Raw genomic sequence first — 26,277 nt, 5'->3', positions numbered from 1 at the left:
CCAAGCCGCTGTTTCGCGCGCCGCGCCCCGATCGCGGGAATTCGGTACGACGGCGGTGCGCGTGCATGGCTTGCTCAGTGGACGCGCGACAACAGCGTATGCACGTCGCAGCCGAGCAGTCGCGCGCGCCTGAGCAGCTCCCCGGTCTTGGTGCTGATCAACGCGCCCGTGTATTCGTTCGCCTGCGCCTGCGTCATCGTCTGAAAGATGTCCGGGAACGACCGCTCAACGCTATCGCATATCACGGCTCCCGCGTTGCAGACGTAATCGGGTAGATATTGGACGCCGTTCGCGAGCAGTTTTGCCTGCGCTTCAGGGCTCGCGAAGGGCGAGTTGGAACTGCTCACGACCCAGCGCGTGCGGATGCGATCGACCGTATCGGCATCGAGTACGCCGGACAGCGACGCAATGCACAGCACGTCCGACGCGTGCGTCCAAAACGCGTCCTCGTCGTCGAGCATCGACACGCCTGCCGGAATGTCGTCGCTCGGCCGTATGTCATATCCGATCACGTCGTACCCATGCGCGAGACATTGCCGTGCGACTTCGCGTCCGACCTTGCCCATCCCGTGAATGGCGACGAGCGGCGCATCGTCGCGGCCGGGCGACTGATCGAGTATCGCCCTCAGGGCGCTCCAGACGCCGTAGCCGGTCGCGATCGAGGTATTGATCTGCGGGCTTTCCATCGCATCCAGTATCCATCGCGTGGATTTTCTGAGGTAGGTCATGTGGGTGCTGCTCGTGTTGATGTCGCAGCCCGTGTACATCGATCCGTCGTACCGGTTGAGCACCTGGCCGATGGCGTCGAGCACGTGCGGCGCTTCGTCGGGCCCGACTTTGCTGTTGACGACGATCTTGCCGCCGCTGAAGCCTGTCCGGTAAAGGCCGTGCTTCAGGTCCATCGCGTGGGCGAGCATGATCGCCTCGTCTTTCTGCCGCTCGAGCGACGGATACCGGTGCCACCGGATGCCGCCGTTGCTCGGCAGCAGATGCCTGCGCGGCGAGCAGGCAATGGTGAACGAGCTCTTGTCGTCCACCACGACGGTTTCGACTTCGTATTCGCCGAACCTGGGATGGTTGATGATGGCCATGATCAAATCTCCTTTCCTGAACTGTGTGCATCGATGACGTTGGCGGCGCCCGCGGCGGCGAGGCAGGCGCGCAATCCTGTTGGGGTGGGGGTGCGCATGAAGTCCGACAGACTCATTTCGACGCCCAGCTCCGACTCGGCCAGCACGACGAGCCGGATTGCCGCCAAGGAGTCGCCGCCGTCTTCGCTGAACGGTTGATGAGGGGCCGATGGCGCGATTCCGGTGGCCTTTTCCCAGAGTGCGTCGGCCGCCGCATCGAGCGTCGCGTAGCGTCGGGCGGATGGATGCGCAGCCGCCACGCGCGCCGATCGGGTTTCCGCATCCATGTCGGCGCCGGCGCCGTGCCGCTGCCTGTCGAACGGATAATGAGGCAACCTGACGTTCTCGCCCGGTTCGTTCCACGAAGGGCGCCAGTCGAGATCGAGGCCCGCCATCCACAGTTTGCGCAGCGCCGTGTGCCAAACCTCGCCGTCCTCCGTTTCGTCGCGTTCGCTCCGCAGTGTGCGCACCGACGCATCCTTGGGGCGCGACGACAGGCTCAACGCGGTCAGCGTGGCGCCCGGGCCGACTTCGACGAAAACCGTCTTTCCGCGATCGGGCAGCGAATCGAGCGCCTCGCGGAACCGCACGGGCTCGCGGGCATGGCGTGTCCAGTACGCGGCGTCCAGCCGCGCGCCCTCGGCGAGTTCCGCGCCCAGCAAGGTCGAGTGGAAGCGGATGTCCGGCGCCGCCGCGGAGCTTGTCGGCGCCACTGACGCAAGCTCGGGCAACGCCGGGTCCATCATCACGGAATGGAACGCGTGGGACACCGCCAACGTGCGGCAGCGAACGCCGCGCGCCTTCAAGGCCGATTCCGTCCGGCCGATCGCCGCCGGTGTGCCGGAAAGCACGCAGGCCTCGCTGCCGTTGACGGCGGCGAGCGACACTTCGTCGGACAGCCACGCGCTGCACGCTTGCTCGCTCAACGCGACTGCGAGCATCGCGCCGCCGGGAAGCCGGGACATCGACCGGCCCCGCTGCGCGGCGAACAGCAGCGCCTGCTCGTCGGTCAGCATGCCGGCGATGCAAGCGCCGGCGATCTCGCCCAGGCTGTGACCGATCACCGCGTTGGGGACGACGCCATGTTGCATCAGCAAGCGCGCCATCGCGATCTGAACCGCAATCAGCGCCGGTTGCGCCGTCGCCGTATCCGACAAGCCGGCAGGCTTGCCGCCGGCGTTCAGCAGGAAGGAAACGTCGACGTCCGCGCATGCGCGCAGCAGGCTCACCTGTCGACGCACAAGCGCGGCGAAGGCGTTGTTCGACTGCGCGAGACCCGTGGCCATGTCGACGAACTGGCTTCCTTGGCCGGGGAACTGAAACACGACGCGCGGCCCGCGGCGGCCCGTGTCGCGAACGTTCTCGATCGGCTCCAGTGCGCCTGCAGAATCGACGTGCAGCATGCCGCGGTATCTCTGCGACCGACGGGCCGTTTGCGCGCTCCAGGCCAGGGCATCGGCGGGCGAGCCGGAGAGTTCCGACCGGTAGGTCTGCATCAATCGATGGCACGCGGCCTCGCTGCGCGCGGAAACCGGGATGGCCGACGGATAGTGGAGTGGACGCGGCGCCGCGCGGCGATCACTCGCGCCGGGGCGGGCGAGCAACACGTGTGCGTTGGTGCCGCCGATGCCGAAGGCGCTCACGCCGATCGCGCTTCGCGGGTCTGCCGCGTCCCATGGTTCGGCGCCCGGCGGTAGGTAAAACGGGCTGCCATCGAGCGCGATGCGCGGATTCACCTCGCCGACATGGATCTGCGGCGTGATCCAGCCGTGACGGATTTCGAGCACGGCTTTGACGAGCCCCGCCATGCCGGCGCAGGTTTCCAAATGACCCACGTTCGCCTTGACCGAGCCCAACGCGCATTGGTGGCCGGCCGGCCCCTGCGCCACAAACAGCGCGTTCAGCGCATCGAACTCGATCGGATCGCCGGCGATCGTACCCGTTCCATGTGCTTCGATCGCCCGTATGTCGGCGGGCGCGAGGCCGGCGTCTCGCATGGCTTTGTCGATGAGCGTGCGTTGACCCGAGACGCTCGTCGCGGTGAAGCCGACCTTGTCGGCGCCGTCGTTGTTGACGGCGCAGCCTTTGATCACCGCCAACACGCGCTGCCCGTCGGCCAATGCCGCCGAAAGCGGCTTCAGCACCACGAGCGCCACGCCGCTGCCGAACACGGTGCCGCTTGCGTCTCGCGAAAAAGGCATGCAGTGGCCGTTCTTGGCGTAGATCATCCCCTGCTGCGCCCGATAGGGCGCGCGCTGAGGCAGGCGCACCGTGCAGCCGCCCGCCAGCGCGATGCGGCAGCGGCCGGCTCGCAGCGCCTCGACCGCCTCGGCGACGGCGACGAGCGACGTGGCGCAGGCGGCTTGCACGCCGAGCACGGGCCCCTCGATGCCGAGGTGCCAGGCGGCGCGGCTCGCGAGGTAGTCCTTATCGTTAGTGATCTGCAATTCGAACTCGGACGGCTGGAACTTCTCCATCAGTTCCGATCGCTGCAGTTCGTGCAGATACGACGAGCTGCTGCAACCCGCGAAAAGGCCGGCGTCTTTCAACTGCGCGGGCATCGTTGCGCTGTCTTCCAGCGCATGCCACGCGCATTCGAGGAACAAGCGGTGCTGCGGGTCCATCAACGCCGCATCGCGATGGCCGACGCCGAAGAACGCGGCGTCGAAAGACAGGACGTCGCAGTTGAGCGGCGCGGCGAACGGAACGGCATGCCTGTCGGGCGGCGCAACGCCGAGCTCGACCACGGATTCGACGCCGTTGATCAGGTTGTGCCAGTACTCGTCGGGATCGTTCGCGCCGGGAAAACGGCAGGCCATTCCGATGACGGCGATATCCCGCTCGCAGAGCTGATTGCGCATGGGGCACCTGGTTCAGTCGGCCGCGAATCCGCGCAGGATGCGGTCTCGCAAAGACGCGTCGGCGGCTTCGATCGGAATGAGCAAGACGAAGGACCTGTAGCGCATGCGCGGAACTTCCTGGTACAGCTGCCGGACGCCGAACATGCCGGTCACCGCTCCGCTGACGCCGGTGGCGAAAAGCGATTGCCAACGGCTCTGCCAGATCGCGGAGGAATTCCAGATGCCCGCCGTTTCGATTCTGCCGAGCGTCGTCTCCGCGGTTTCGCGATAGTAGGAGATGACGTCTTGCCCGATGCTCGCGATCTTCCATCCTTCGCCGCGCACCGTGCCCAGTTCGATGCCGTCGTCGCCGATCCACCGGTCGGTATGCGAGTTCACGTCGCCGACGCTGGGCCGGTCGTCGGCCTGGGCTTTGAACTTGATGTCGCACAACTCGAGCGCCGGAAGGATGACGATGTTTTCGCTGCCGATCCGCTCGGCGATCGTCCGGCGCGCGGCTTTCATTCCCGCGCCGTCATCGAGTCGGGTTCGCGCCAGATTGGCGAGGCCGACGAGGGTCGACATCATGTCGTTGTCAGGCAATGGCATGGCTTGCGCTCCCGGTTTCACGTCGTTCGATTGCGATCAATTGGCGACCGCGTTCGCGGTCGGCATCGTTGCCTGCGTCCGCGAACACGGTGACCACGTTCGCGTCCTTCCCCAGCCGTTCGGCGACGCTGCGCGCGACGAGCCAGTTCGCGGCCGAGGAGCCGCCGATCGGGATGCCGGTTGCTTCGAAGAACGCGTACATCGCCTTCAGCGATTCCTCGTGCGACACCGACTGGAAAGGCACGCTGAAGGGAATCAGCGAGACGAAAGGCTGACGGAATCCATAGCCCAAGCCGCCTGCGCCCGCGAATCGGGCGTGGCCGTTGGGCGGCTCCAGCGTGCCGAACGGCATTTCGCGCGGCGTGCATCCGATCACGCGCACATCGGGGTTCTGCTCCGCCAGCGCGGCATATACGCCTGCGAGCGTGCCGCCGGTGCCGACGGCCGCGACCCAGACGTGCGCGCGCATGCCGTCGAGTTGGCGGCGTATCTCCGCGCCCGTATGGTGCTGATGCACCGCGGTATTCACCTGGTTCAGATGCTGGGACAGCAAGGTCCACTCGGGTTCTTCGCTGGCGATCTGCTGGCTCCGCGCGATGATCCCGAGCAGGAAATGGTTGCGGTCCACTTTCGTGACGATCGCTTGGCTTTCTTCCAGCGATCGGAGCAGTTCTTCCGACGACGAGTCCGGTATCACGACCTGCACCGTCAGCCCGCACAGATGACCCAGATGGGCGAGCGCCTTCGCCATGTTTCCGCCCGACGAATCGAGCAATTTCAGGGGCGCCTGGCTGAAGTCGTGGGCATTGATCGCGTCGCAAAAGAGGCCGAAGGCGACGCGATCCTTGATGGAGCCCGACGGATTTTTTGACTCCAGCTTGGCGAAAATGCGGCCTCCGTTCTTCGGCCCCGGGACTTCCAGCAGCGGGGTGTTGCCGAGCGCGTCGCTATAGCGCTTGAGTCGAGGGAACATGGCCAGCGCCTTGCTGGGATCGGGGGCGAACGGCTGAGCATTGAACAGATTGAAATCCATAATGACTCTCCCGTAACGGGTTTGAAATGGGCGTAAATGCGGCATCTACGCCGCGAGTGATGCGCGATGCGGCTTCAGGAGGGCGTCAACCACTGCTTGAACCTGATCGCGGTGATAGAAGTGGCCTCCTGGAAACACTTCCATCCCCGCGCTTTGCGGCAGAAATCGCGACCAATCGGCAAGCGCGTCGGCGCTGATCAGCGGATCGTCCCGGCCGCCGAAGATGCGTGTCGGCGCAACGTCGCCGACGGGCAGTCTCGCCAGCTGTTGCAACAAACCCAGATCCCGTGCGACGGCCGAAGCGACCGCCGCGCGCAGATTTGCATCGAGTCTCGCGGGGGCCGTCACTTCACCCAGGCCGAGCGCGCTTTCCGCGAGGCGCTCGAGGTCTTGCGCCGTTCGCAGCGTTGCCTGCAGCGCGGGCGGCGTCATCTGCGATGAAAGGACGAGCTGCGCCGCGCGGAATCTGGACGACGTCAGCGCCGACGCGACATGCAGGGCGAGCAGTGCGCCCATGCTGTGGCCGAAAAGGGTGATCGGCGCGATGCCCAGCAGGCAGGCGAGCCCTCGCATGCAGCGCCGGATCGCCTCGCGCGGATCGCTCCAGGCCGGGAACGCGTCGCTTCGCGTCGGTCCCGGATACTGCATGACGATCAGATCCACATGCGCCGGAAGGCAGTCGCGCCATGCGCGATACATGTCGACGCCGCCGCCGGCGTGAGGGAACACCACCAGTTGGTGCCGCACGGGGGCCGTCGCTGCCACGCTGAATCTCACCGCCCCTTCGGCAAGGGTCTGCAGGCGCCTCATACTTGTCCCGTCCGGCAAGCGGCCGCGACGGCCGGTGCGTTCGCGCGGGTGCTTGCTCGCAACGCGGCGCGATCGATCTTGCCGATGCCTTTTCTGGGGATCTCGTCGATCAGCACCAACTGTTCCGGCAGTTTGAACGCGGCGACTCCGGCGGCTTCCAGATGCCTCCGGAGTTCCGCGAGCGACACCTGTTCACCGTCGCGTGCGACGGCGAACAGGCAGGAAACCTCGCCGAAGCGGCCGTCAGGCATGCCGACGCAAGCGGCGTCCTTCAATTTGGCGTGCCGCTTCATCAACGCCTCGAGTTCTTCCGGGCAGAATTTTTCGCCGCCGCGATTGATGGTGTCCGTGACGCGCCCGTCGATATAGACGTTGCCCGCCGCATCGAGATGGGCGACGTCTCCCGTGCGGTAGTAGCCGTTCGGCGTGAATGCTCGGCGCGAAGCGTCCGGATCGTTGAAATACTGTTCGATGGTGTAAGGGCCGCGGGTGAGCAACTCGCCCGATTGGCCGTAGGGAAGCGGTTCGTCCCGATCATTGACGATGAGGATCTCGTCGGCGTCCGAAAGCGGGCGCCCCTGGGAGTTGAAGCGGATCGCGTCGGGATCGGTGAAGCGGGTGAAGCAAAGCAGTCCCTCGCTCATGCCGTAGCACTGCTGGATGCGCACCCCCAGCCGGGATTCGGCCTGCGCCGCGAGATCGGCGGGTAATCGCGACCCGCCCACCTGCACGTACCTCAGCGTGCCTGAACCGGCTCGCGATTCGTCCGCGCGCTCCATCCATTGCGTCAAGAGCGCGGGGACCAGCGTGGTGTGAGTGACGCCGTGCGCGCCGATGAGCTCCAGAGAGGTTTGTGCGGAAGCGTCCGCCGCCAAGACCACTGTTCCGCCGCAAGCAAGCGTTCCGAGAATGCCCGGACAGTTGATCACGAAGCCGTGCGAGAGCGGCAAGGCGGCCAGATAGACGGCTGAACGGCTGAGCTCGAACACCTTGCAGCCTTCGGCGATCATGTATCCGTATCCGGCGTTCCGTCTTGCGATGGCCTTCGGCAAGCCGGTCGTACCGCTGGACAGCAGCATCATCGCGGTGTCGTCGGCGCGCATGTCGACCGGGCGCAGTTCGCGCGGCATCGAGTCGGCGGGCGCCAGGCAGAATTGCCGGAGATCCAGCCATTCCGGACGATCGTCGGCGCGGGAAGGGCCGTCGGCCAACAGAAGGTCGACTTCCAGGCCTTCTTCGGAGAGCAGGCCGACCACTGTCTGAAGCGGGCTGAAGCGGCGGCTGCCCTGGGTCAACGCGATGGCGCGCGGGCGAGTGGTCTTCAGAATGTGTCGAAGTTCCCGCTCGCGGTAGGCCGGCAAGATGGGAACGGGTATCGCGCCTGCCATGAGCGTCGCGAGCATCAGCACGGCCGCGTCGGCGGAGTTGGGCAACTGGAGCGCGACGCGATCGCCCTTGCCGATGCCATGGGCGTTGAGCCGCTCGGCGGTGATCGCGACATGCGACGTCAATTCCCGATGCGAGATCACTCGGCCGTCCGCGATCAGGGCGGGTGTTTCGCCTCCGGTCTGCAAGGCGCTGGCCAATCGTCGGTTCAGGGAAGCGAGGCGCGCGTTCATTGCGCTTCCCCGGCAGCCGAACCGCTCGGCGTGACGCGATCGCGAGGACAGGAGGCTTGGTCGGGGATCGACGCAATCAGCTTGTCCAACTCCTCGAGCGAGTGATCATGCTTGTCCCACAGCGAGAACCCGGTGCATCCCAACCGCTCCAGCCGCACTTGCAGTTCCAGTGTTTCGGCGGAACTCAAGCCCAGGTCCGCCCGTAATTGCCAGTCGCTTTCTGCCGATTGAAGCAGTTCCGCCGCTAGACCGATTTCAGTCAGCAGGCCGATGATCTGCATCGACGCCATCAGTCATCTCCTTGTTATAGATAGTAATGAAAATTATTACTTGTTGACCGTCGGTCGGTCAATAAGCTTTCGGATGTAAGGTTGCGTCGAAACGATGGAGTACCGCGTTCGGTAAATTCCTGCATTGTCGAAGCGGGTGGCGCTTGTTTTCGGCATCGCGAAACGAACCGTCGGAGCTGGACAACGCGTTCCAGTTCGATTGCGGCGCGGCTGCCCCGCGAGCGCATGACTTGCGCTTCAGACAGAAATAGTTGCCGTTGCATTTGACCGCGAGTCGGTCGATGTGCAATGCGAGCTCGACTTCGACGCTCGTCCGTGTCCCCAAGTGAAGTTCACTCACCCAGCGAAGGGCGGGCTGACGGTTCTTCCCTTATCGACTCCCCGCCATTCCAGTTCGCTCTCGGCGCCGAGACGCGGCTTGTATTGAGTTCTCCGACGCGAAACAGGAAAGATGCGTCTGCGGCATCCTGTTCGAACGCGACGAGTTGCATGTCGGGATATTTGCCGGCGTAGCCGCGCAGCGCCGTTTTGCTCCATGGCTCGTTGTGGCGGGTTGCGCCGACCACTCTGTCTCTTAAGCCTCGGGGGAGGGCGGCGCGCGGAATTTACCGTTTCTTTCGGATGGCGAAGTTGCCGCTTTGCTCGCCATCACCGTGACGCGCAATATCACCGCGGCCGGATGTCTCGCGACATTCCGGTCTGCGCGGCATGGCAACTGTCCGGCGTTGGTTCGGCAAGACATGTTCGCCTGCGCGAGCCTGACGATATTGGAGGCGGCGCTGACGGGTGCCGAGCAAGGCGGGGTGTGGCGTGCGGCTCTGCAGGGGCTCGGTGCCGCCCCAGGCTTCCTGCTTCGATCGACGAGGCCGCCCCGACGCCTTCGATCGACGCCTTCACTCGATCCCTCGCATGAGGGAGCCGACGCGATTCAATGCACGTTCAGCGTGCGCCGTTCGAATCGGATCGCCACATTCGCGATCATCGCGTCGGGGTTCGCGTCATCGCCGCGATGCCGCTCGCACGGACGCAATCACCGCGACCGACGGCGCGGCTTGGGCGTTTGCGCCTCGTCCGCAACGCCGACCATCTGCAGGCAAACGGCGGTGACGGCCCGGGCAAATTCGGAATAATCCGCTTCTCGAGCCGCGATGGCATCGTCCGTGGCGCCGTGAACGCCCGCATAGATCAGCAGCGCCGTGATGCGTGGTTGCGTCAACCGCCACACGCCGGCTTTTGCGCCGCCGCTGAGAATGCCCTGAAGCTGATCGAGAATGGCGTTCTTCTCGCGATTGTTCCGTGCGTGGTGGTGATGGTTGATGTAGACGATGTCGTGCGTGCGAAATGTTTCTGCGTAGGCTTCGATGCTCGTCCGTATCCATGCGCGCAGCCGACCTAACCAGTCGTCCGCCGCGCAAGCGTCAACGGCCTCTTCCAGGCGGCCGAGGTATTGCGCCGTGTAGCGCTGACCCATGGCCTCCAGGAGTTCGTTCTTCGAGGCGAAGTAATGATAGAAGGTGCCCTTGGCTACTTCGGCCAACTCAACAATTTCGTTGATCGTGGTGGCCTCGACGCCTTGTGCCAAAAATAGCTTCTCGGCCGCCGCCATCAATTCTTCCAGACGTACCTCGGCTGGCTTGGTGCGGGGTGTTTTGGGCGCTCCCTGCTCCCGCTGGCTTGTCTTGTATCTCATCGTGGGGTTCAGAACTTGCGTGCAAAAGTCAGAAGTCTAGGCTACGTCCTCGATGCCACCAACGTTTTTTGTCATCGACCGACCCTCGGCCCATTCAATGCATGAAGGCAAAGTCCGGCTCCTCCCGGCGGTCGCCATGCGCCGGCGTCGCGTTCCGGTTCCGAGCGTCGACGAAATTCCGGAGTGCTTCTCTTTGGGGAAACGTGTCGCAGGCGCATGCGCGCGAAGTCGGCATCGAGCAAGTGCGAAGAATCCGTCACGCATACTCTATCGTACGTTCCTCGCACGTTGACGGAGAGCATCTGGCGATGCGTCCGGTCAGAAAACCTTGTCGAGGCGGATGCTTTGCCGATATTCGGCAACATGCCCGGGCGGCGAGCCGCAATCTCGTTCAGGCGCGCTGCGCTTGATTCAACATCTTCCGCAGGATATAGCTGGCGACGACGGCGGCTCCCACGTTGAAAAACATGCTGTAGACGAACGCGCTTTGCAGTTGAGAAAATTCCTGCAGATGAGACATTTTTTTCAGCGTTATCTGCAGGATCGTACTGACCGCGGTAACGCCGAATGCCGCGCCCACCTGCTGCAAGGTCGAAACGACACCGGCGGCCATGCCCGCGAAATTTTCCTGCACGTTTGCCAGCACGATATTCAAAAGAGGGGTCATCACCATGCCTTGGGTAAAGCCCAGCGTCCACAATACCGGCATCAGGAGCCACGGCAGCTCGAGGATCGGGAAATATCGCACGGCGAGCATCAGCGCGACGAAACTCGCCGCGTAGGAGGCCGCGCCAATGGAAACGACTTGCGGGCCGGATCGGCCGATTAGCTTGGGCGTCAATAGCGATGAAATGGCGAACCCGATGCTGGTTGAAACATAGGTCATTCCCGCTTCAAACGGGCTTAGCTTCAACCCGGACTGAAGAAAAATTGAAAACACCAACGTGAATGAACCCGCGGTCGCATAGATGCACATTACCAACGACGAGCCCTTGATGAATCGTCTTTCCCTGAGGAGTTTCATGTTGATGAGAGGGACGCGGCCGCTGCGTGCGTAGCGGATCTCGTGTTGCATGAATAGATACAAGGTGCCCAGACCGATCAGCGTGAGGACGTAGCTTTTGAAGCTCCATCCCCAGACGGCGCTCATGAGCAGGGGAAGCAGCGAAACGGAGATCCCCAGGCTCGAAAGAGCGACGCCGGTCCAATCCAGGCTTCTTTTCTGTTCGATGGGCGTATTTCGTAAATGGCGAGAAAAAGCCAGGGCCGCCAGCCCGATGGGAAGGTTGATAAAAAAAATGGCTCTCCATTGCAACTCCAGCAGATTGGCCGAGATGATCAAGCCGCCCAGAACCTGCCCCGCCATCGCGGCGAGCCCGAGCGTCATTCCCAGGTATCCGAAAGCACGGCGGGCGCCGGCCTCGTCAAAATCCGCCCGGATGCTGGCGTAGATTTGCGGAAAGAGCACGGCGGCGGATAGCCCTTGCAAGAAGCGCGCGACGATCAGAACCGTCGCGTGGGGCGCCAGGCCGCAAAGAATCGACGACACCGTGAAGCACAGCATGCCGATCTGATAGGCTCTGCGGCGCCCCCATAGATCACCCAGCCTTCCTCCGGTGATCAGCAAGAGACCGAACGATAGCTCATAAGCCACGATGATCATCGTCAACTCGACATAGCTTGCATGCAGTGTCTTTTCAATGTTGACGATCGCGATATTGACGACAAATAAATCGAAAATCGTTACGAATCCGGATAGCAAGAGTGCGAATAAAGCATAGCGCTGCTGGTTGATCATGTGATCCTCGATTTCATTCGATATGCGGGTGGTGGTGCCACCTTGAATCTGGATAAATACCCATGTTGTTGGCTTGACGAAACGGACAGCCGAAGCTTCTTGAAACGTGGCGTGCAAACGTAATCGAACAAAGGTTCGAATACGCTCGAAATTTGCATTCCTGGTCGTTCGGGTGTGTATCGACAGAGGCATCGACATTTCATTGACCGACGGTCGGTCGTGAACTAGGATAGCAACTCATGCCGATGCTGTCACGCCGCGGTACGAGCAAGACGCCGACGAGGCGCGTCGAGTTCGGGCTTCCGGTCGGCGCGGTGCGGATCAGTGTGCGGATTCGGTTCGACGGCTACCGGGGCGGGTGCGTGCCGCAGCCGGATAGCGCGCCCATGTTGGAAATCGATCGAAACAATGCAATGCGAGTTGCGCCGGGAGAGATCGATGGCGACGAACGATGGCGAGACCTGAAAAACGCGGCACGCCATGACGATTCGATCGCCGAGGCGGCTCGGCCTGCTGCTCATGAGCGCGATGCCGCGATGCGCGTGGCGCGGCGAACGACGTGTCCGAGTCTAATGCCTAGCTATCGCGGGGCCTATTAATCATCGGACGCAGGGTTCATCCGCTCGTTCGCGGCACGGTGACTGCAGGCCGTTTTCAGATTTCCCGATTGGCCCAATGACAGAACAAATTGACCTTTCCAAGGTTATCGGAGGTGATGGGATGACGAGTCAAGGAATCGGAATTGTCGGTGCGGGGCACCTGGGAGTGGCTCTCGCGTCGCGCTTGATCGATATCGGGTTCGACCGTGGGAATGTTTGGCTCGGACATCGTGGTTCTCAAAAATCGCATGCGACGAGTGCGGCGGCGGGAGTCGAAGATCGTCTTGTAGACGTGAATGCGGTGATGAAGAATTGCGATGTGATCTTTTACACCGTTCGACCGATCGATTACCGGATGATTTCCGATTACGAGTTGAGGGAGGGGCAGACAGTCATCTCGTTCCTGGCCGGCGTTTCGCTTTCGAGATTGTCCGATGCGGCGCGTGGGCCGGGCTCGATTGCCCGGGCGATCATAAGCGCGCCGGATACGATTTCCAGCGGGCAGGCACTTGGCGCGACGTGCGGCGACGCGAGTGAATCGGCGAGGAAAGTATTGAAATCCGTCGTGGCGAATACGTTGAATGTGCGATCCGAGAATCAGGTCGAGCCGGTTACCGTCCTTGGCACGTGCCTTCCGTTCATATTGATGTACTGCGAATTCATGAGGGTGGCCGTTAGCGATCGAGATATATTGAAGTGCGCCGGAGATTACGGGCTCGATGAATGGGCAGGAGTGATCGACTGGGCGAGACGGGTTAGGCCTCGAGGCTTGAATCCTGATGAAATCGAAAACTATGTGAGCCGATGCGCGACTCCGGGCGGCATTGCTGAAAAAATTATCAACTCGCTTCGCCTTCATCGGGATTTTGCAAGGACTGTTCGAGAAGGGATCGAGCATGCCCAAACGATGCTCTGCGTTCAGATGGAGAAGCGCGAGTCCATCGGGCTTGGCGGGAACGTTTGACGGAATCGAAGGGGCCTTCGAGCGGCGTTCTCCATAGTGAGCTGAAACGGAGAACGCGCTCGCGAATATCGAATGCATGAAGGCAACGAACGCCCGGAGTCTTATGCATGCGCAGCGGCCGCTTGCCTGCGGCATCGTGGCAATCGAGTGACGAACGTGCCGGGCGAAGGCGGGTGAATTGCGCGTTCAGAACAGCAGCTCGCGCACGCGGTGGTACAGCATGCCCAGTTCGAGCGCGGGCTGCCGCCACGCGGGGCCACCCGGAAAGCGTCGATGCCTGAAGCGTGCGAACAGATCGAATGCGCGCGTATCGCCCGCGATCGCGTTCGCGACGATGCGGCCAGCGATGCCGGTCAGCGCGACGCCGTGGCCGCTGAAGCCCTGAAGGTAGAAGTAGTTCGGATCGATCGCGCCGAAGTCCGGCGCGCGATTGCGCGTCACGTCGACGAAGCCGCCCCACGCGAATTCGATGCGCACGTCGGCGAGCTGCGGGAACGCGCCGACCATCCGGCTGCGGATCGCGTCGACGAACGAGTCGGGCGATGCGCCCGACGAGCTCGCGCGGCCGCCGAACAGCATCCGGTGGTCGGCGGACAAGCGGAAGTAGTCGAGAAAGAAATTGTTGTCGCAAACCGCTTCGCGCCGCGGGATCAGCGCGTTCGCACGATCGGCGCCGAGCGCTTCGGTCGCGACGATGTACGACGCGATCGGCGCGATGCGCGCGGCCGTCGCCTCGGGCAGCACGCCGCCCGGGCCCGCGTTGCAGCACGCGACGACGTGGCGGCAGCGCACCTCGCCCGCTTGCGTGCGCACGACGGGCCGCGCGCCGCGCACGACTTCGAGCGCGGGCGTGTGCGAGAACAGCAGCGCGCCTTCGCGGCGCGCCGCCTGGGCGAGACCGAGGCAGTACTTGAGCGGATGCAGATGGCCGGACAGCGGATCGTGGACGCCCGCGACATAGCGCGGCGACGCGATGCGTGCGCGAATCGCATCGGCATCGAGCCATTCTAGCGAAGGGTGGCCCCAGCGCGACGTCGCGCTGTCCATCCATTGCCGCAGTTCCGGCACGCGGCGCGGATGCGTCGCGACCGTGAGATAGCCGCGCGTGAAGTCGCAGTCGATCCCGTAGCGCGCGATGCGCTCTTCGACGAGCGCGACGGCGTCGAGCGACAGCGCCCATGCGCCGCGCGCGCCGTCGATGCCGAGCTGGCGCTCGATTTCGCCGTCCTTCGCGAAACCCGCGATCATCTGCCCGCCGTTTCTGCCCGACGCGCCCCAGCCCGGCCGGTACGCATCGAGCACGGCCACCGACAGGCCGCGCGCGCGGCAGTCGAGTGCGGTCGACAGGCCGGCGAAGCCGGCGCCGATCACGCAGACGTCGACGTCGAGCGTGCCGTCGAGCGTCGGGTCGTCGTCGGGACGGGCGGCGGTGGCTTCGTAGTACGAGCGGCGTGCGAGCGCTTCGGCTCGGCGGGAGAAGGTGTCGGTCATGGGCAAATGGTGGAAGTCGATCGGCATCGGCGCATCGCGGGGTCATGCGGCCGCGATATGCGATGCGCGATATGCAATATGCGGCAATATGCGATACGGAAAACGGGATGCGGCGCGAACGGGCGTGCGGCACGCCGCCCGCCGTCGCGCCGTCGGCGTCAGAACGAATAGATGAACTGCGTCGCGAGCAGATCGTTGGACTTGCTGTACGAGCCGTCGTTGCGCAGGAACACCTTGTTGTTCGCCCAGTCGTGCCGGTATTCGACCTTCACGGTGATCTGCTGGGTCGGATAGAACAGCAGATCGAGTGCGACGTCCTGCCGGTTCGCGCCCTTGCACTCGAATCCGAGGCCGCCGTTCGCCTTCGACGTCGCGAGGCAGTCCGCGTCGATGCCGAAGCCGTCCGCGGTATCCATCCCGTTGCCGTTGAGCGCGATCCCGCCGCCGCCGCCGCCGTTCTTGCTGTTCGCGAGGAAGTCGTAGCGCACCGTCGCGCCCATCCGGCCGAGCACCGGCACGTTGAACTTGCGGTGCGCGAGCAGCGACAACCCGTACCACTGCGCGCGGCCGCCGTTGAACGCGGCGTGCTGTTGCTGGCCGTAGTCGATTTCCGCGTTGTACTGAATGTCGGCGAGCGTATAGGTGGCGTCCGCTTCCGCGAAGAAGAACGCGCCGTACGGGCTCGACGCCTGGCCGCCCGGACCGTAGACGATCGCGCCCGACTGCGTCGTCGCGCTGCCGAGCGTCTGTCGCCCGACGTTGAACGAGCCGCCGAGATCGAGCGCGCTCGACCACGTGTAGTCGACGCGCGCGGTGAACGTCGGCACCTTGTTGCTCGTCGTGATCGGATCGCCGAGCGCGTTCGTGCCCGTCTGCGTGACCGAGCCGTACGTGCGGTACTGCTCGTTGCCGAGCAGGAACTTCCACGCCCAGTTGCCCTTCGTGTAGTTCGCGCCGATGCCGATGTAGCTGCCCGGATCGGAGAAGTCGTACAGCAGGTTGTGCGTGAGCGTGAGCATCTGGTTCGACTGCTGCACCTCGTAGCCGCCGAAGCTCGGCACGAGGCCCGCGACGAGCGTCGTCGTCGCGCTGAGCGGCACGTTGACGACCGCGGTGTTGAGGATGTTGTTGCCGATGTTGCCGCGCGAGTTCTGCAAGAGCGTGATGCCGTTGCCGCGGTTCGGCATCAGCGTGATCTCGGCCGACGGCGCCATCGGGCCGACGCCGAACGTCTTCTTGATGTCGAGATACAGATCGCCGAACGTGCTGTTGAAGTAGTTGTAGTTGCTCTCGTGGTTCGCGAACAGGAACGACGACGTGCTCGCCGCGCGGTTGAACACGTAGGTCGGATCGATGTAGCCCGTCACCGACAGGCCCGCGATCGGCCCCGTGTTCGCCGCGTCGGTCAGCGAATCGACCTTCAGTTGCTGATTCGCGATCTGCTGCTTCATCTGCGTGACGTCGTCGTTCGTCAGCGCGGCGGGTGCGCGGCCGTAGTCCGGCGACGATTCGTCGACAGGCGCGGCGGCCGTCGCGGCTGCCGCACCCTTGCCCGCAGCGCCGCCGCCCGCAGCGCCGTTTTGCGATGCGAGCGCGGACCGCAGCTCCTTCACCTGCGCCTGCAGTGCGTTCAGCTGCGCCTGCAGCGCCTTGATCTGCGCGCTCGTCGATGCGGCGCCGGCGAAGCCGGGAAGCGACCCGGCCACGAGCAGACAGATTAACTTCTTTCTCATGCAAATTCTCCTGATTGATCGTATTGCGAAGGACTTCGGTGCTCGTTCGGGCGATCGGGGCGGCGTCAGGCTGTGCCGAGCGACTTTCTCGTCGCGGCGGTTTGCGGTGCGCGCGGCGCGCTGCCGGGCGCGTCGGATTCGGCGGCGTCGGACGGCGCGGGCTGCGCGAACGCAAGACGCATGTCGCGCTCGCGCCGGCGCTCGCGGCTCAGCATCATCTGGTTGACGAGGATCACGCCGATCGTGACGGCGGTGATGAAGAGCGTCGCCAGCGCGTTCATTTCGGGATTGAGGCCGAGGCGCACGCGCGAGAACACGACGAGCGGCAGCGTCGTCGAGCCGGGGCCGGACAGGAACGCGGACAGCACGAGATCGTCGATCGACAGCGTGAACGACAGCAGCCAGCCGGACAGCAGCGCCTGCGAGATCAGCGGCAGCGTGATCACGAAGAACACCTTGAGCGGCGTCGCGCCGAGATCGAGCGCCGCTTCTTCGAGCGACTTGTTCAGCTCCTTGACCCGCGACTGCACGATGATCGCGACGTACGACACACACAGCATCACGTGGCCGATCCAGATCGTCACCATTCCGCGGCCCTTCGGCCAGCCGAGCATCTGCTCGAGCGCGACGAACAGCAGCAGCAGCGAGATGCCCTGGATCACCTCGGGAATCACGAGCGGCGCGTTGATCATCCCGGTGTAGAGCGTGAAGCCGCGAAAGCGTCCGAAGCGCGCGAGCACGAAGCCCGCCCACGTGCCGATGAATACCGACGCGAACGCGGTCAACAGGCCGATCTTCAGCGACAGCCACGCGCTCGTCAGCAGCTCGTCGTCCTGCAACAGCGCCGCGTACCACTTCAGCGAGAAGCCGGACCAGACGGTGACGAGCTTCGATTCGTTGAACGAATAGACGACGAGGCTCGCGATCGGGATGTACAGGAACAGGAAGCCGAGCGTCAGCACGCCGGCGGAAAGCGGCTTGTTGGGCTTGATCATTTCGCGTCCCCCAGTTCCTTCACCTGGTAGTACTGGAACACGGCCATCGGCACGAGGAGCAGCAGCACCATCGCGACCGTCACCGCGGAGGCCATCGGCCAGTCCATGTTGTTGAAGAACTCGTCCCACATCACTCGGCCGATCATCAGCGTGTCGGCGCCGCCGAGCAGTTCCGGAATCACGTATTCGCCGACGGCCGGAATGAACACGAGCAGGCTGCCCGCGATGATTCCGTTCTTCGACAGCGGCAGCGTGATTTGCGTGAACGCGACCCAGGGCTTCGCGCCGAGGTCGTATGCGGCCTCGAGCAGCGTCAGGTCCATCTTCACGAGGTGCGCGTAGAGCGGCATCACCATGAACGGCAGGTACGAATAGACCATCCCGATGTAGACGCCCGCATCGGTGTGATAGAGGCGCAGCGGCGAGTGAATCAGGCCGATCGCGATCAGCGCGTGGTTCAGCAGGCCGTCGTCCTTCAGGATGCCGATCCATGCGTAGACGCGGATCAGGAACGATGTCCAGAACGGCAGCATCACGCCCATCATCAGCAGGTTGCGCGTCGCGGGCGCGGAGCGCGCGATGTAGTACGCCATCGGATAGCCGATCAGCAGGCAGAACAGCGTGGACACCGCGGCCATCTTCAGCGAGCTGACGTAGGTCGCGACATAGAGGCTGTCTTGCAGCAGGAACGCGTAATGGCCGAGCTGCAGCGCGAACTGCACCGCGCCGTCCTTGACGCTCATCAGCGCGGTGTACGGCGGGATGCCCATCACCTGATCGGCGAAGCTGATCTTCAGCACGAGCACGAACGGCAGCGCGAAGAACAGCGTGAGCCAGAGGAACGGCACGCCGATCGCGACGCTGCGGCCGGACGGCTTGAAGCGCGCCGCGATGCGCGTGACGAGCGCGCGCGCGGGCGACGCGCTTCGGGCGGCGCAGGAGGCCGCCGCGAGCGAGGAAGAGGGAGAGGAAAAGGGAGAGGTTCTCATTGCGTCAGCACCACGCCGCTTGCGGGCGACCAGGAGACGAACACGTCGTCGTTGTAGGCGGGCGCACCTTCCTGCATCAGGTGCGAGCTCGAAAGATTGGACACGACGGTCTTGCCGCTCGGCAGGCGCACGTGGTACAGCGAATAGCTGCCCATGTACGCGACGTCGGTGACGACGCCGCGCGCCCAGTTGTGCGGCGCGCTCGGTCGCTCGCGCGACACGCGCACGCGCTCGGGCCGCACCGAGATGCCGACCGGCATGCCGAGCGGCCCCGTGACGCCGTGGCTCACGTACATCCGCGCCTCCAGGTCCTCGCTCTCGACGAAGATGTGATCGGGCTCGTCCTCGACGACGACGCCCTCGAACAGATTCGTCGAGCCGATGAATTCGGCCGAGAAGCGGCTGTTCGGGAATTCGTAGACCGCGCTCGGCGTGCCGATCTGCACGATCCGGCCTTCGCTCATCACCGCGAGGCGGCTCGCCATCGTCATCGCTTCTTCCTGATCGTGCGTGACCATCACGCAGGTCACGTCGACCTTCTCGATGATGTTGACGAGCTCGAGCTGCGTCTTCTGGCGGATCTTCTTGTCGAGCGCGGACATCGGCTCGTCGAGCAGCAGCAGCTTCGGGCGCTTGACGAGCGAGCGCGCGAGCGCGACGCGCTGCTGCTGGCCGCCCGACAGCTGATGCGGCTTGCGCTGCGCGTAACGGCTCATCTGCACGAGGTGCAGCGCATCGGCGACGCGCTCGCGGATCTCGTGCTTGGGCGTGCCTTCCTGCTTCAGGCCGAACGCGACGTTCGACTCGACCGTCATGTGCGGAAACAGCGCGTACGACTGGAACATCATGTTCACGGGGCGGCGATACGGCGGCAGGGTCGCGAGATCCTCGCCGTCGACGAAGATGCGCCCGGACGTCGCCGTCTCCAGCCCGGCGAGCATCCGCAGCAGCGTGGACTTGCCGCAGCCGGAGCTGCCGAGCAGCGCGAACAGCTCGTTCTTCGCGATCGACAGGCTGACGTTGTCGACGGCGGTGCTGTCTCCGAATTTCTTCACGACGTTCTCGATGCGGACGAACTCGTTCGTTCCGGACGGTTTGCCGGCCGGGGGGCGCGCCAGTTGCGCGGTGTCGATTGAAGGCGTCGATTTCATGATGTAGCCATCCTTCGTTGGGGATCGCAGGCATGAGCGCTCCCGCGCGACGCGCACGATGCGAATCGCGGAGGCACTGCGACCGGGAGTCGAGGCGTCGGGCGTTTCAGGTCGAACGCGCCGGCGCCGGCTTGCTTGCTTCGGGCGGGCAGCGGTCGAGCGACTGCTGCCCGCGGCCGTCGTTCGTGATCAGTGTCCCGTCTTCAGTTGCGCCCACAGGCGGTTTTCGAGGCGCAGGATGTCGGCGGGCATCGGCCGCATCAGCGTCATCTTCTTCAGCACGTCTTCGGGCGGGTAGACGGTCGGGTCCTGCGCGACGCCCGGCACGACGAACTGTCGCGCCGCGCGGTTCGCGGTCGGGTAGAACACTTCGTTCGTGATCGCCGCGTTGACCTTCGGGTCCTCGATGTAGTTGATCCATTTCAGCGCGGCTTCCGCGTGCGGCGCGTCCTTCGGAATCACCATCACGTCGAACCACAGCAGGCCGCCTTCCTTCGGGTTCGAGAACTTGATGTCGTACGAGCGCTTCGCTTCGGCCGAGCGGCGGTGCGCGATGCCGACGTCGCCCGACCAGCCGAGCGCGACGCACACGTCGTTGTTCGCGAGATCGTTGATGTAGCCGGACGAGTTGAACTGCGTGATGTACGGGCGGACTTTCTTCAGCACGTCGAACGCCGCCTGGTAGTCGGCCGGATTCGTGCTGTTCGGATTCCTGCCCATGTATTGCAGCGTCGCGGCGAACACATCGACCGCCTGATCGAGGAACGACACGCCGCAACCCTTCAGCTTCGACAGGTTCGCCGGATCGAGCACGAGCGCCCAGCTGTCGACGGGCGCGTTTTCGCCGAGCGCCTTCTTCACCGCCTGCACGTTGTAGCCGATGCCGTCGGTGCCGAACGCCCAGGGTACGCCGTACTGATTGCCCGGATCGGCGTCGGAGATCATCTTCATCAGCGTCGGATCGAGGTTCGACAGATTCGGCAACTTCGACTTGTCGAGCTTCTGATAGACGCCCGCCTGAATCTGCTTGGCCATGTAGTTCGACGTGGGCACGACGATGTCGTAGCCGGAGCTGCCCGCGAGCAGCTTCGCCTGCAGCGTGTCGTCGCTGTCGTAATTGTCGTACTTGACGTGGATGCCCGTCTGCTTCTCGAAGTTCGGGATCGTGTCCTTCGCGATGTAGTCGGACCAGTTGTAGACGTTCAGCTCGACCCCGGCCGCCTGCGCGGCCGGAACGGACAAGGCCGACGCACCGGCGAGCGCGACGAACGCAGCGCGCGCGACCGCATGACGAAGATGGCTCACACTCATGTTGTTCCCCTGATGATGAAGGTGGGGAGCGGCGCACGAGCGCCGCCCGCCCGATTGGCAATACGGTTAGGAAAGGCCCAGTTGCTGCGCGGTCGCGTCGATCGCCTTCTTCGCTTTCGATACGATCTCGTCGATCTCAGTCTTCGAGACCACGAGCGGCGGCGACAGCAGCATCCGGTCGCCCGTCGCGCGCATGATCAGGTTGCCGTTGAAGCAGTAGTCGCGGCAGATCGTGCCGACCTCGCCGCCGTTCTCGAAGCGCTTGCGCGCGCCCGGCTCGCGCGCGAGCTGCAGGCCCGCGACGAGCCCCGCGCCCGAGATCTCGCCGACGATCGGATGATGCGAAAACGTCTCGCGCAGCAGTTTCTGGAAGTAGGGGCCCGTATCGGTCTTCACGCGCTCGACGATCTTCGCGTCGCGCAGCAATGTCAGGTTCGCCACCGCCACCGCCGCCGCGACCGGATGCCCGGAGTACGTCATCCCGTGATTGAACTCGCCGTGCGCGATCAGCGCGTCGGCGATCCGGTCCGACAGCGCGACCGCGCCCATCGGCACGTAGCCGCTCGTCAGCCCCTTCGCGAGCGTCATCAGATCCGGCTCGAAGCCGAAGTGCCGATGCGCGAACCATTCGCCGGTGCGCCCGAATCCACCGATCACCTCGTCGGCGACGAGCAGCACGTCGTACTTGCGGCAGATTCGCTCGATCTCGGGCCAGTACGTCGACGGCGGGAAGATCACGCCGCCCGCACCCTGGAACGGCTCGCCGATGAACGCCGCGACGTTGTCCGCGCCGAGCTCGAGAATCTTCGCCTCGAGCTGCCGCGCGCGCTCGAGCCCGAACGCCTCCGGCGTTTGCCCTTCGCTCGCTTCGCCGAAGTAATAAGGCTGATCGATGTGCACGATGTGCTCGACCTTCGACGGCATCTGCTCGTGCATGTAGCCCATGCCGCCGAGCGTCGCGCCCGCGATCGTCGAGCCGTGATAGCCGTTCTTGCGCGAGATCACGAACTTCTTCTGCGGGCGGTTCTGCGTGCGCCAGTACTGATGCGCGACGCGCAGCACCGTATCGTTGCCCTCGGAGCCGCTGTTGCAATAGAAGAAGCGGTTGAACGACGGCGGCGCGGTCTGGGCGAGCAGCGCGGACAGCTCGATGATCGGCGGGTGCGTGGTCTTGAAGAACGTGTTGTAGAACGGCAGTTCGCGCAGCTGCCGGCTGCCGGCCTCGATCAGCTCCTCGCGCCCGTAGCCGACGTTCACGCACCAGAGCCCGGCCATCCCGTCGATGATCTTGTTGCCGTCGGAATCCCACAGATACACGCCCTCGGCCTTCACGATCACGCGGCTGCCCGCGCGATTGAGCGAGCCCATGTCCGAGAACGGATGGATATGGTGCGCCGCGTCGAGCGCGCGATATTCGGCGCTCGTGCGGCGCTGCTGCGCGTGTGCGCCGGATGCGGGCGCGGTGGGCGCGGCGGGCGCGACCCACGCCGATTCGTTGTTCAGTCGGTAGCTCATCGTTTCCTCCTGTATGGATGCGGCTGCGTGCGCGTTCAGACGTGCAGCAGCAGATGCTTGCGTTCCCACGAGCTGATCACGCGGAAGAACGCTTCGTATTCGGTTTCCTTCAGCGCGAGGTAGGCCTTCACGAACTTTTCGCCGAGGATGCCGGCGAGCGGCTCGCATGCGCTCATCAGCGTGAGCCCCTCCTCGAGATTGCGCGGCAACTGGTACGGCAGGCTGTAGCCGTCGCTGACGAGCGGCTCGGTCGGCACGAGGCGCTGCGTCATGCCGAGATAGCCCGCCGCGAGCGTGCCCGCGATCGCGAGATACGGATTGCAGTCGACGCCCGGAATGCGGTTCTCGACCCGGCGCGACACCGACGACGAATGCGGAATCCGGAAGCCGACCGTGCGGTTGTCGTAGCCCCACTGCACGTTGATCGGCGCGGCCATGAAGCGCGACAGCCGGCGATACGAGTTGATGTACGGCGCGAAGATCGGCATCAGCGCGGGCGTGTACTTCTGCAGCCCGGCGATATACGCGTAGAACATGTCGGTCGGGCTGCCGTCTTCGGCGGTGAAGAGATTGCGCCCCGTCTCCTCGTTGATGATGCTCTGATGCACGTGCATCGCCGAGCCCGGCTCGTTCTCCATCGGCTTCGCCATGAACGTCGCGTACATGTGATGCCGCAGTGCAGCCTCGCGCACGGTGCGCTTGAACAGGAACACGCGGTCGGCGAGATTCAGCGGATCGCCGTGCAGGAAGTTGATCTCCATCTGCGCTGCGCCGACTTCGTGAATCAGCGTGTCGACTTCGAGATCCTGCACTTCGCAGTACTCGTAGATGTCCTCGAACAGCGGATCGAACTCGTTGACTGCCTCGATCGAGTACGACTGGCGGCCCGTTTCCGGCCGGCCGGTGCGACCGATGGGCGGTGCGAGCGGGAGGTCCGGGTCCTTGTTCATGTCGACCAGATAGAACTCGAGCTCGGGCGCGATCACGGGCTTCCAGCCTTTCGCCTTGTAAAGGTCGAGCACGTGGCGCAGCACGCGGCGCGGCGAGATCTCGACGGGCGTGCCGTCGAAATGCACGCAGTCGTGGATCACCTGCGCGGTCGGATCGATCGCCCACGGAATCAGGCGGATCGTCGATGCGTCGGGCAGGCACACCATGTCGGGATCGGTGACGCCCGTCAGGCTGCCGTCTTCGGGATAATCGCCGGTGACGGTCTGGATCATCACCGCCTGCGGCAGGCGCATCGATTCGCCGGTTTCGAACTTGCTGCGCGGAATGATCTTGCCGCGCGCGATGCCGGCCATGTCCGGGATGATCGCCTCGATTTCGGTGATTCGATGTTTCTTCAGGAATTCGTCGATGTCTTGCATGATCGTTCTCGTTGTAGTGGGCCGGGTCACGCGCCGATCGCGTGCGCCGGCGGCAGGTCGGCGTCGTGCTGCATGCGGGCGAGCATCCGGGCGCGGCACGCGTCGCCGAATGCGCGGAAGATCGCGGTGGATAGCGGATCGTCCGCGTGCTTCCATTCCGGATGCCACTGCACGCCGAGCGCGAATGCGCGTGCGCCCGGCACGGAGATGGCTTCGATCAGGCCGTCGGGCGCGAGCGCCTCGATCGCGAGACCCGCGCCGGGCTGCGCGATGCCTTGCCCGTGCAGCGAGTTCACGCGCGCGTTCGTCTCGCCGCCGCAGAGGCGCTGCAGCAAGCCGCCCGGCGCGAGCCGGATGTCATGCGCGGGCGCGTACTGCGCGTCGAGCGCGTCCTGCTTATTTTCGCGGTGATCGTCGAGGCCGTCGACCGCATGCACCTGCTGATGCAGCGTGCCGCCGAACACGACGTTCATTTCCTGGAAGCCGCGGCAGATCGCGAGCACCGGTACGCCTGTGTCGATCGCCGCGCGCACGAGTGGCAGCGTCGTCTCGTCGCGCGCGGGATCGTGCAGCGTGCCGGGCGCGCTCGGATGCCCGCCGTAGCGATGCGGCTCGACGTTCGAATGGCTGCCGGTAAACAGCAGCCCGTCGACGGCCGCGAGCACGTCGCGCGCCGCTTGCCGCGCGCCGAGCGCCGGCACGATCATCGCGAGCGCGAGCGCGCCCTCGACGATTGCCGCGATGTATTTTTCGCCGGCGACATGAGATGGATGCGCGCCCATCATCGTTTTGTCAGCGGTGATTCCGACCAATGGTTTGCTTTGCATGAATTTCACGTTTCGATGAATGCCCGGATTGCGAATCGCGCATCGAAAATCGCAATACGGCAGGCGTGACGGGGCCCGTCGGCTTCACGCGATGCGCGAAGTCGATGAGTCGGGGCGCGACGGTCGAACGGCGGCGGCAAGCCGGCAGCCGCACGGCGCGCGATGCAGGGGATTGCGCTCGCTCCGAGCGAACGCGCGACGCAGCGGGGATGGCCGAGCGCGCGCGTTCGATGTCAGGCCGCTGCGCCGATCAGGCGTCAGGGCGTGCGTTCGAAGCGAACAGCGGCAGAAGGAGAGGCGCTAGGGCAGCAGCGAGGCGACTTCGTCGATGTGCACGGCGATGTAGGCGCGTGCGGAGACGGCGTTGTGACGTCGCACGGAGCGACGGGACAGGATGGTGAATACGGACGGAAGCAGGCGAGGAACAAGCGCGCCGCTGCTGCCGTCGGAGAGGGCGACGTCATGCGGGATGTTCGCCGCATGTCTTCGATCCCACCTTACCAGAGGGCCACGGACTCTCACGATTACACTCGACTGGTGACGTTGAAAGTTTTGAACACCCCGGCTCATCGAACGCATCCTGCGTTTAATAAATCGGGGCGACGGTCCGGCGGCAAGATCGTCAACGTGCTGCATATTTCGGACACCGTCAGAAACGCACCGCAACATGACGATGATGTGATGCCGACCTGTGGATCAGCATATACGAGCCAAAAACGGCGTCAAATATTTTTCAAAAATACGAAGCATCGAGTGCTCGATGGTGGCGGGCATAAATCCTGCGTGAGCGAATGCGCGCCGCAGCGTGCATTATTTCGATCGTCTTGCAGGGTTTTCCCGGACAGAAAACGATTGAAAGTGATTAGAATATTCGACACTCGTGCCATGCAATCGTCGGTCGTCGACGCTCACCAATCGTGTCGGATTCCACATCGATGTCCAATGAAGTCGCCACCCGTCTGCGTCACGTGCGCATGAAGTACGGCCTGTCGCAGCGCGAGCTCGCGAAGCGCGCGGGCGTCACGAACGGCACGATCTCGCTGATCGAGCAGAGCCGCGTGAGTCCTTCGGTAGGATCGCTGAAGAAATTGCTCGAGTGCATTCCGATGAGCCTCGCGGAGTTCTTCACGTTCGAGGTCGACGAGGATCGCTCGGTCGTCTCGCGCCGCGGCGAGATGCCGAATCTCGGCAACGACGCGATCGGCTTCTATCTGGCGGGCTCCGGCGTCAAGGACCGCAACATGTGCATCATGCGCGAGGTCTATCAGCCGCTCGCGGATACAGGCCCGGAAATGCTCACGCACGCGGGGCACGAGGGCGGCGTCGTCGTGTCCGGTCAGATCGAGCTGACCGTCGACGGCACGACGTGGCTGCTCGATCCCGGAGACAGCTACTACTTCGAGAGCCGCTTGCCGCACCGTTTTCGCAATCCCAGCGCGGAACACGTCTGCGAGGTCGTGTCGGCGAATTCGCCGCCCACCTTCTGACGACGCGCCAACGCGATTCGCCGCCG

Annotated in this window: 23 protein-coding genes; 3 read left to right on the top strand and 20 right to left on the bottom strand. The window is 64.2% G+C overall.

Features of this window, described 5'->3' with window-relative positions; genetic code table 11:
* Nucleotides 1-74 precede the first annotated feature (74 nt).
* The 10 genes from WS78_RS27730 to WS78_RS27690 all read right to left on the bottom strand — a co-directional run bounded on the left by WS78_RS27730 (nucleotide 75) and on the right by WS78_RS27690 (nucleotide 11,819).
* Nucleotides 75-1,091 carry a Glu/Leu/Phe/Val dehydrogenase dimerization domain-containing protein gene (locus WS78_RS27730; protein WP_038748224.1) on the bottom strand — a complete coding sequence of 339 codons (1,017 nt, stop codon included), beginning with the start codon at nucleotides 1,089-1,091 and terminating at the stop codon, nucleotides 75-77.
* Between the two features lie 2 nt (nucleotides 1,092-1,093).
* Nucleotides 1,094-3,991 (bottom strand): type I polyketide synthase, encoded by a 2,898-nt coding sequence (locus tag WS78_RS27725; RefSeq protein ID WP_082717329.1) that lies wholly within the window; start codon nucleotides 3,989-3,991, stop codon nucleotides 1,094-1,096.
* Between the two features lie 12 nt (nucleotides 3,992-4,003).
* Nucleotides 4,004-4,579 (bottom strand): allene oxide cyclase barrel-like domain-containing protein, encoded by a 576-nt coding sequence (locus tag WS78_RS27720; RefSeq protein WP_038748225.1) that lies wholly within the window; start codon nucleotides 4,577-4,579, stop codon nucleotides 4,004-4,006.
* The gene (locus tag WS78_RS27715) at nucleotides 4,566-5,612 is read right to left on the bottom strand and encodes a pyridoxal-phosphate dependent enzyme (protein WP_038748227.1); all 1,047 of its coding nucleotides are present in this window, start codon (nucleotides 5,610-5,612) and stop codon (nucleotides 4,566-4,568) included. Before WS78_RS27715 ends, WS78_RS27720 begins: the two co-directional genes overlap by 14 nt.
* Before the next feature lie 45 nt (nucleotides 5,613-5,657).
* Nucleotides 5,658-6,422, bottom strand: coding sequence for a thioesterase II family protein (locus WS78_RS27710; RefSeq protein ID WP_059579246.1), 765 nt, complete (start codon nucleotides 6,420-6,422; stop codon nucleotides 5,658-5,660).
* The gene (locus WS78_RS27705) at nucleotides 6,419-8,041 is read right to left on the bottom strand and encodes an AMP-binding protein (protein ID WP_059579249.1); all 1,623 of its coding nucleotides are present in this window, start codon (nucleotides 8,039-8,041) and stop codon (nucleotides 6,419-6,421) included. The genes WS78_RS27710 and WS78_RS27705 overlap by 4 nt, the downstream gene beginning before the upstream one ends.
* Entirely contained in the window at nucleotides 8,038-8,331 is a 294-nt protein-coding gene (locus WS78_RS27700) for a hypothetical protein (protein WP_063889452.1), read from the bottom strand. Before WS78_RS27700 ends, WS78_RS27705 begins: the two co-directional genes overlap by 4 nt.
* Nucleotides 8,332-8,663: 332 nt before the next feature.
* Nucleotides 8,664-8,897: a hypothetical protein gene (locus WS78_RS36420; protein ID WP_156432484.1), complete on the bottom strand. Its 234-nt coding sequence runs from the start codon at nucleotides 8,895-8,897 to the stop codon at nucleotides 8,664-8,666.
* 464 nt (nucleotides 8,898-9,361) lie between these two features.
* Nucleotides 9,362-10,021, bottom strand: coding sequence for a TetR/AcrR family transcriptional regulator (locus WS78_RS27695; protein ID WP_059579253.1), 660 nt, complete (start codon nucleotides 10,019-10,021; stop codon nucleotides 9,362-9,364).
* Between the two features lie 391 nt (nucleotides 10,022-10,412).
* Nucleotides 10,413-11,819: an MFS transporter gene (locus WS78_RS27690; protein ID WP_059579257.1), complete on the bottom strand. Its 1,407-nt coding sequence runs from the start codon at nucleotides 11,817-11,819 to the stop codon at nucleotides 10,413-10,415.
* A gap of 239 nt (nucleotides 11,820-12,058) precedes the next feature.
* On the opposite strand from WS78_RS27690, the gene WS78_RS36415 reads away from it, so the two are divergent.
* A complete protein-coding gene (locus WS78_RS36415) occupies nucleotides 12,059-12,418 on the top strand; it encodes a hypothetical protein (RefSeq protein ID WP_156437569.1) in 360 nt (119 codons plus the stop codon).
* A gap of 76 nt (nucleotides 12,419-12,494) precedes the next feature.
* Nucleotides 12,495-13,382, top strand: coding sequence for a pyrroline-5-carboxylate reductase family protein (locus WS78_RS27685; protein ID WP_059579261.1), 888 nt, complete (start codon nucleotides 12,495-12,497; stop codon nucleotides 13,380-13,382).
* Between the two features lie 186 nt (nucleotides 13,383-13,568).
* Here the strand turns inward: WS78_RS27685 and WS78_RS27680 are convergent, their stop codons facing one another.
* The 10 genes from WS78_RS27680 to WS78_RS37830 all read right to left on the bottom strand — a co-directional run bounded on the left by WS78_RS27680 (nucleotide 13,569) and on the right by WS78_RS37830 (nucleotide 25,268).
* Complete coding sequence (locus WS78_RS27680; RefSeq protein ID WP_059579282.1) at nucleotides 13,569-14,873, bottom strand: NAD(P)/FAD-dependent oxidoreductase; 1,305 nt, start codon at nucleotides 14,871-14,873, stop codon at nucleotides 13,569-13,571.
* Between the two features lie 158 nt (nucleotides 14,874-15,031).
* Nucleotides 15,032-16,606: a DUF3138 family protein gene (locus WS78_RS27675; protein ID WP_038748239.1), complete on the bottom strand. Its 1,575-nt coding sequence runs from the start codon at nucleotides 16,604-16,606 to the stop codon at nucleotides 15,032-15,034.
* A gap of 65 nt (nucleotides 16,607-16,671) precedes the next feature.
* On the bottom strand, nucleotides 16,672-17,601 hold the full coding sequence (locus WS78_RS27670; protein WP_059579264.1) for an ABC transporter permease subunit: 930 nt from the start codon (nucleotides 17,599-17,601) through the stop codon (nucleotides 16,672-16,674).
* A complete protein-coding gene (locus WS78_RS27665) occupies nucleotides 17,598-18,590 on the bottom strand; it encodes an ABC transporter permease subunit (RefSeq protein ID WP_059579267.1) in 993 nt (330 codons plus the stop codon). Before WS78_RS27665 ends, WS78_RS27670 begins: the two co-directional genes overlap by 4 nt.
* Entirely contained in the window at nucleotides 18,587-19,741 is a 1,155-nt protein-coding gene (locus tag WS78_RS27660; RefSeq protein WP_038748245.1) for an ABC transporter ATP-binding protein, read from the bottom strand. The genes WS78_RS27665 and WS78_RS27660 overlap by 4 nt, the downstream gene beginning before the upstream one ends.
* 189 nt (nucleotides 19,742-19,930) lie before the next feature.
* On the bottom strand, nucleotides 19,931-21,052 hold the full coding sequence (locus WS78_RS27655; protein ID WP_038748247.1) for a polyamine ABC transporter substrate-binding protein: 1,122 nt from the start codon (nucleotides 21,050-21,052) through the stop codon (nucleotides 19,931-19,933).
* A gap of 66 nt (nucleotides 21,053-21,118) precedes the next feature.
* Nucleotides 21,119-22,567 (bottom strand): aspartate aminotransferase family protein, encoded by a 1,449-nt coding sequence (locus WS78_RS27650; RefSeq protein ID WP_085701539.1) that lies wholly within the window; start codon nucleotides 22,565-22,567, stop codon nucleotides 21,119-21,121.
* A 35-nt stretch (nucleotides 22,568-22,602) separates the two neighbouring features.
* A complete protein-coding gene (locus tag WS78_RS27645) occupies nucleotides 22,603-23,937 on the bottom strand; it encodes a glutamine synthetase family protein (protein ID WP_059579553.1) in 1,335 nt (444 codons plus the stop codon).
* A 26-nt stretch (nucleotides 23,938-23,963) separates the two neighbouring features.
* Nucleotides 23,964-24,764 (bottom strand): gamma-glutamyl-gamma-aminobutyrate hydrolase family protein, encoded by an 801-nt coding sequence (locus WS78_RS27640; RefSeq protein ID WP_059748073.1) that lies wholly within the window; start codon nucleotides 24,762-24,764, stop codon nucleotides 23,964-23,966.
* Nucleotides 24,765-25,064: 300 nt separating this feature from the next.
* Complete coding sequence (locus tag WS78_RS37830) at nucleotides 25,065-25,268, bottom strand: hypothetical protein (RefSeq protein WP_226377325.1); 204 nt, start codon at nucleotides 25,266-25,268, stop codon at nucleotides 25,065-25,067.
* Between the two features lie 431 nt (nucleotides 25,269-25,699).
* Between WS78_RS37830 and WS78_RS27625 the strand changes: the two genes are divergently transcribed.
* On the top strand, nucleotides 25,700-26,251 hold the full coding sequence (locus WS78_RS27625; RefSeq protein WP_059579560.1) for a cupin domain-containing protein: 552 nt from the start codon (nucleotides 25,700-25,702) through the stop codon (nucleotides 26,249-26,251).
* Nucleotides 26,252-26,277: the final 26 nt, after the last annotated feature.

It is taken from the genome of Burkholderia savannae (assembly GCF_001524445.2).
Lineage (GTDB): Bacteria > Pseudomonadota > Gammaproteobacteria > Burkholderiales > Burkholderiaceae > Burkholderia > Burkholderia savannae.
Note: the sequence above shows the minus strand (reverse complement) of the source record. Positions and strands in the feature narration are given on the sequence as shown.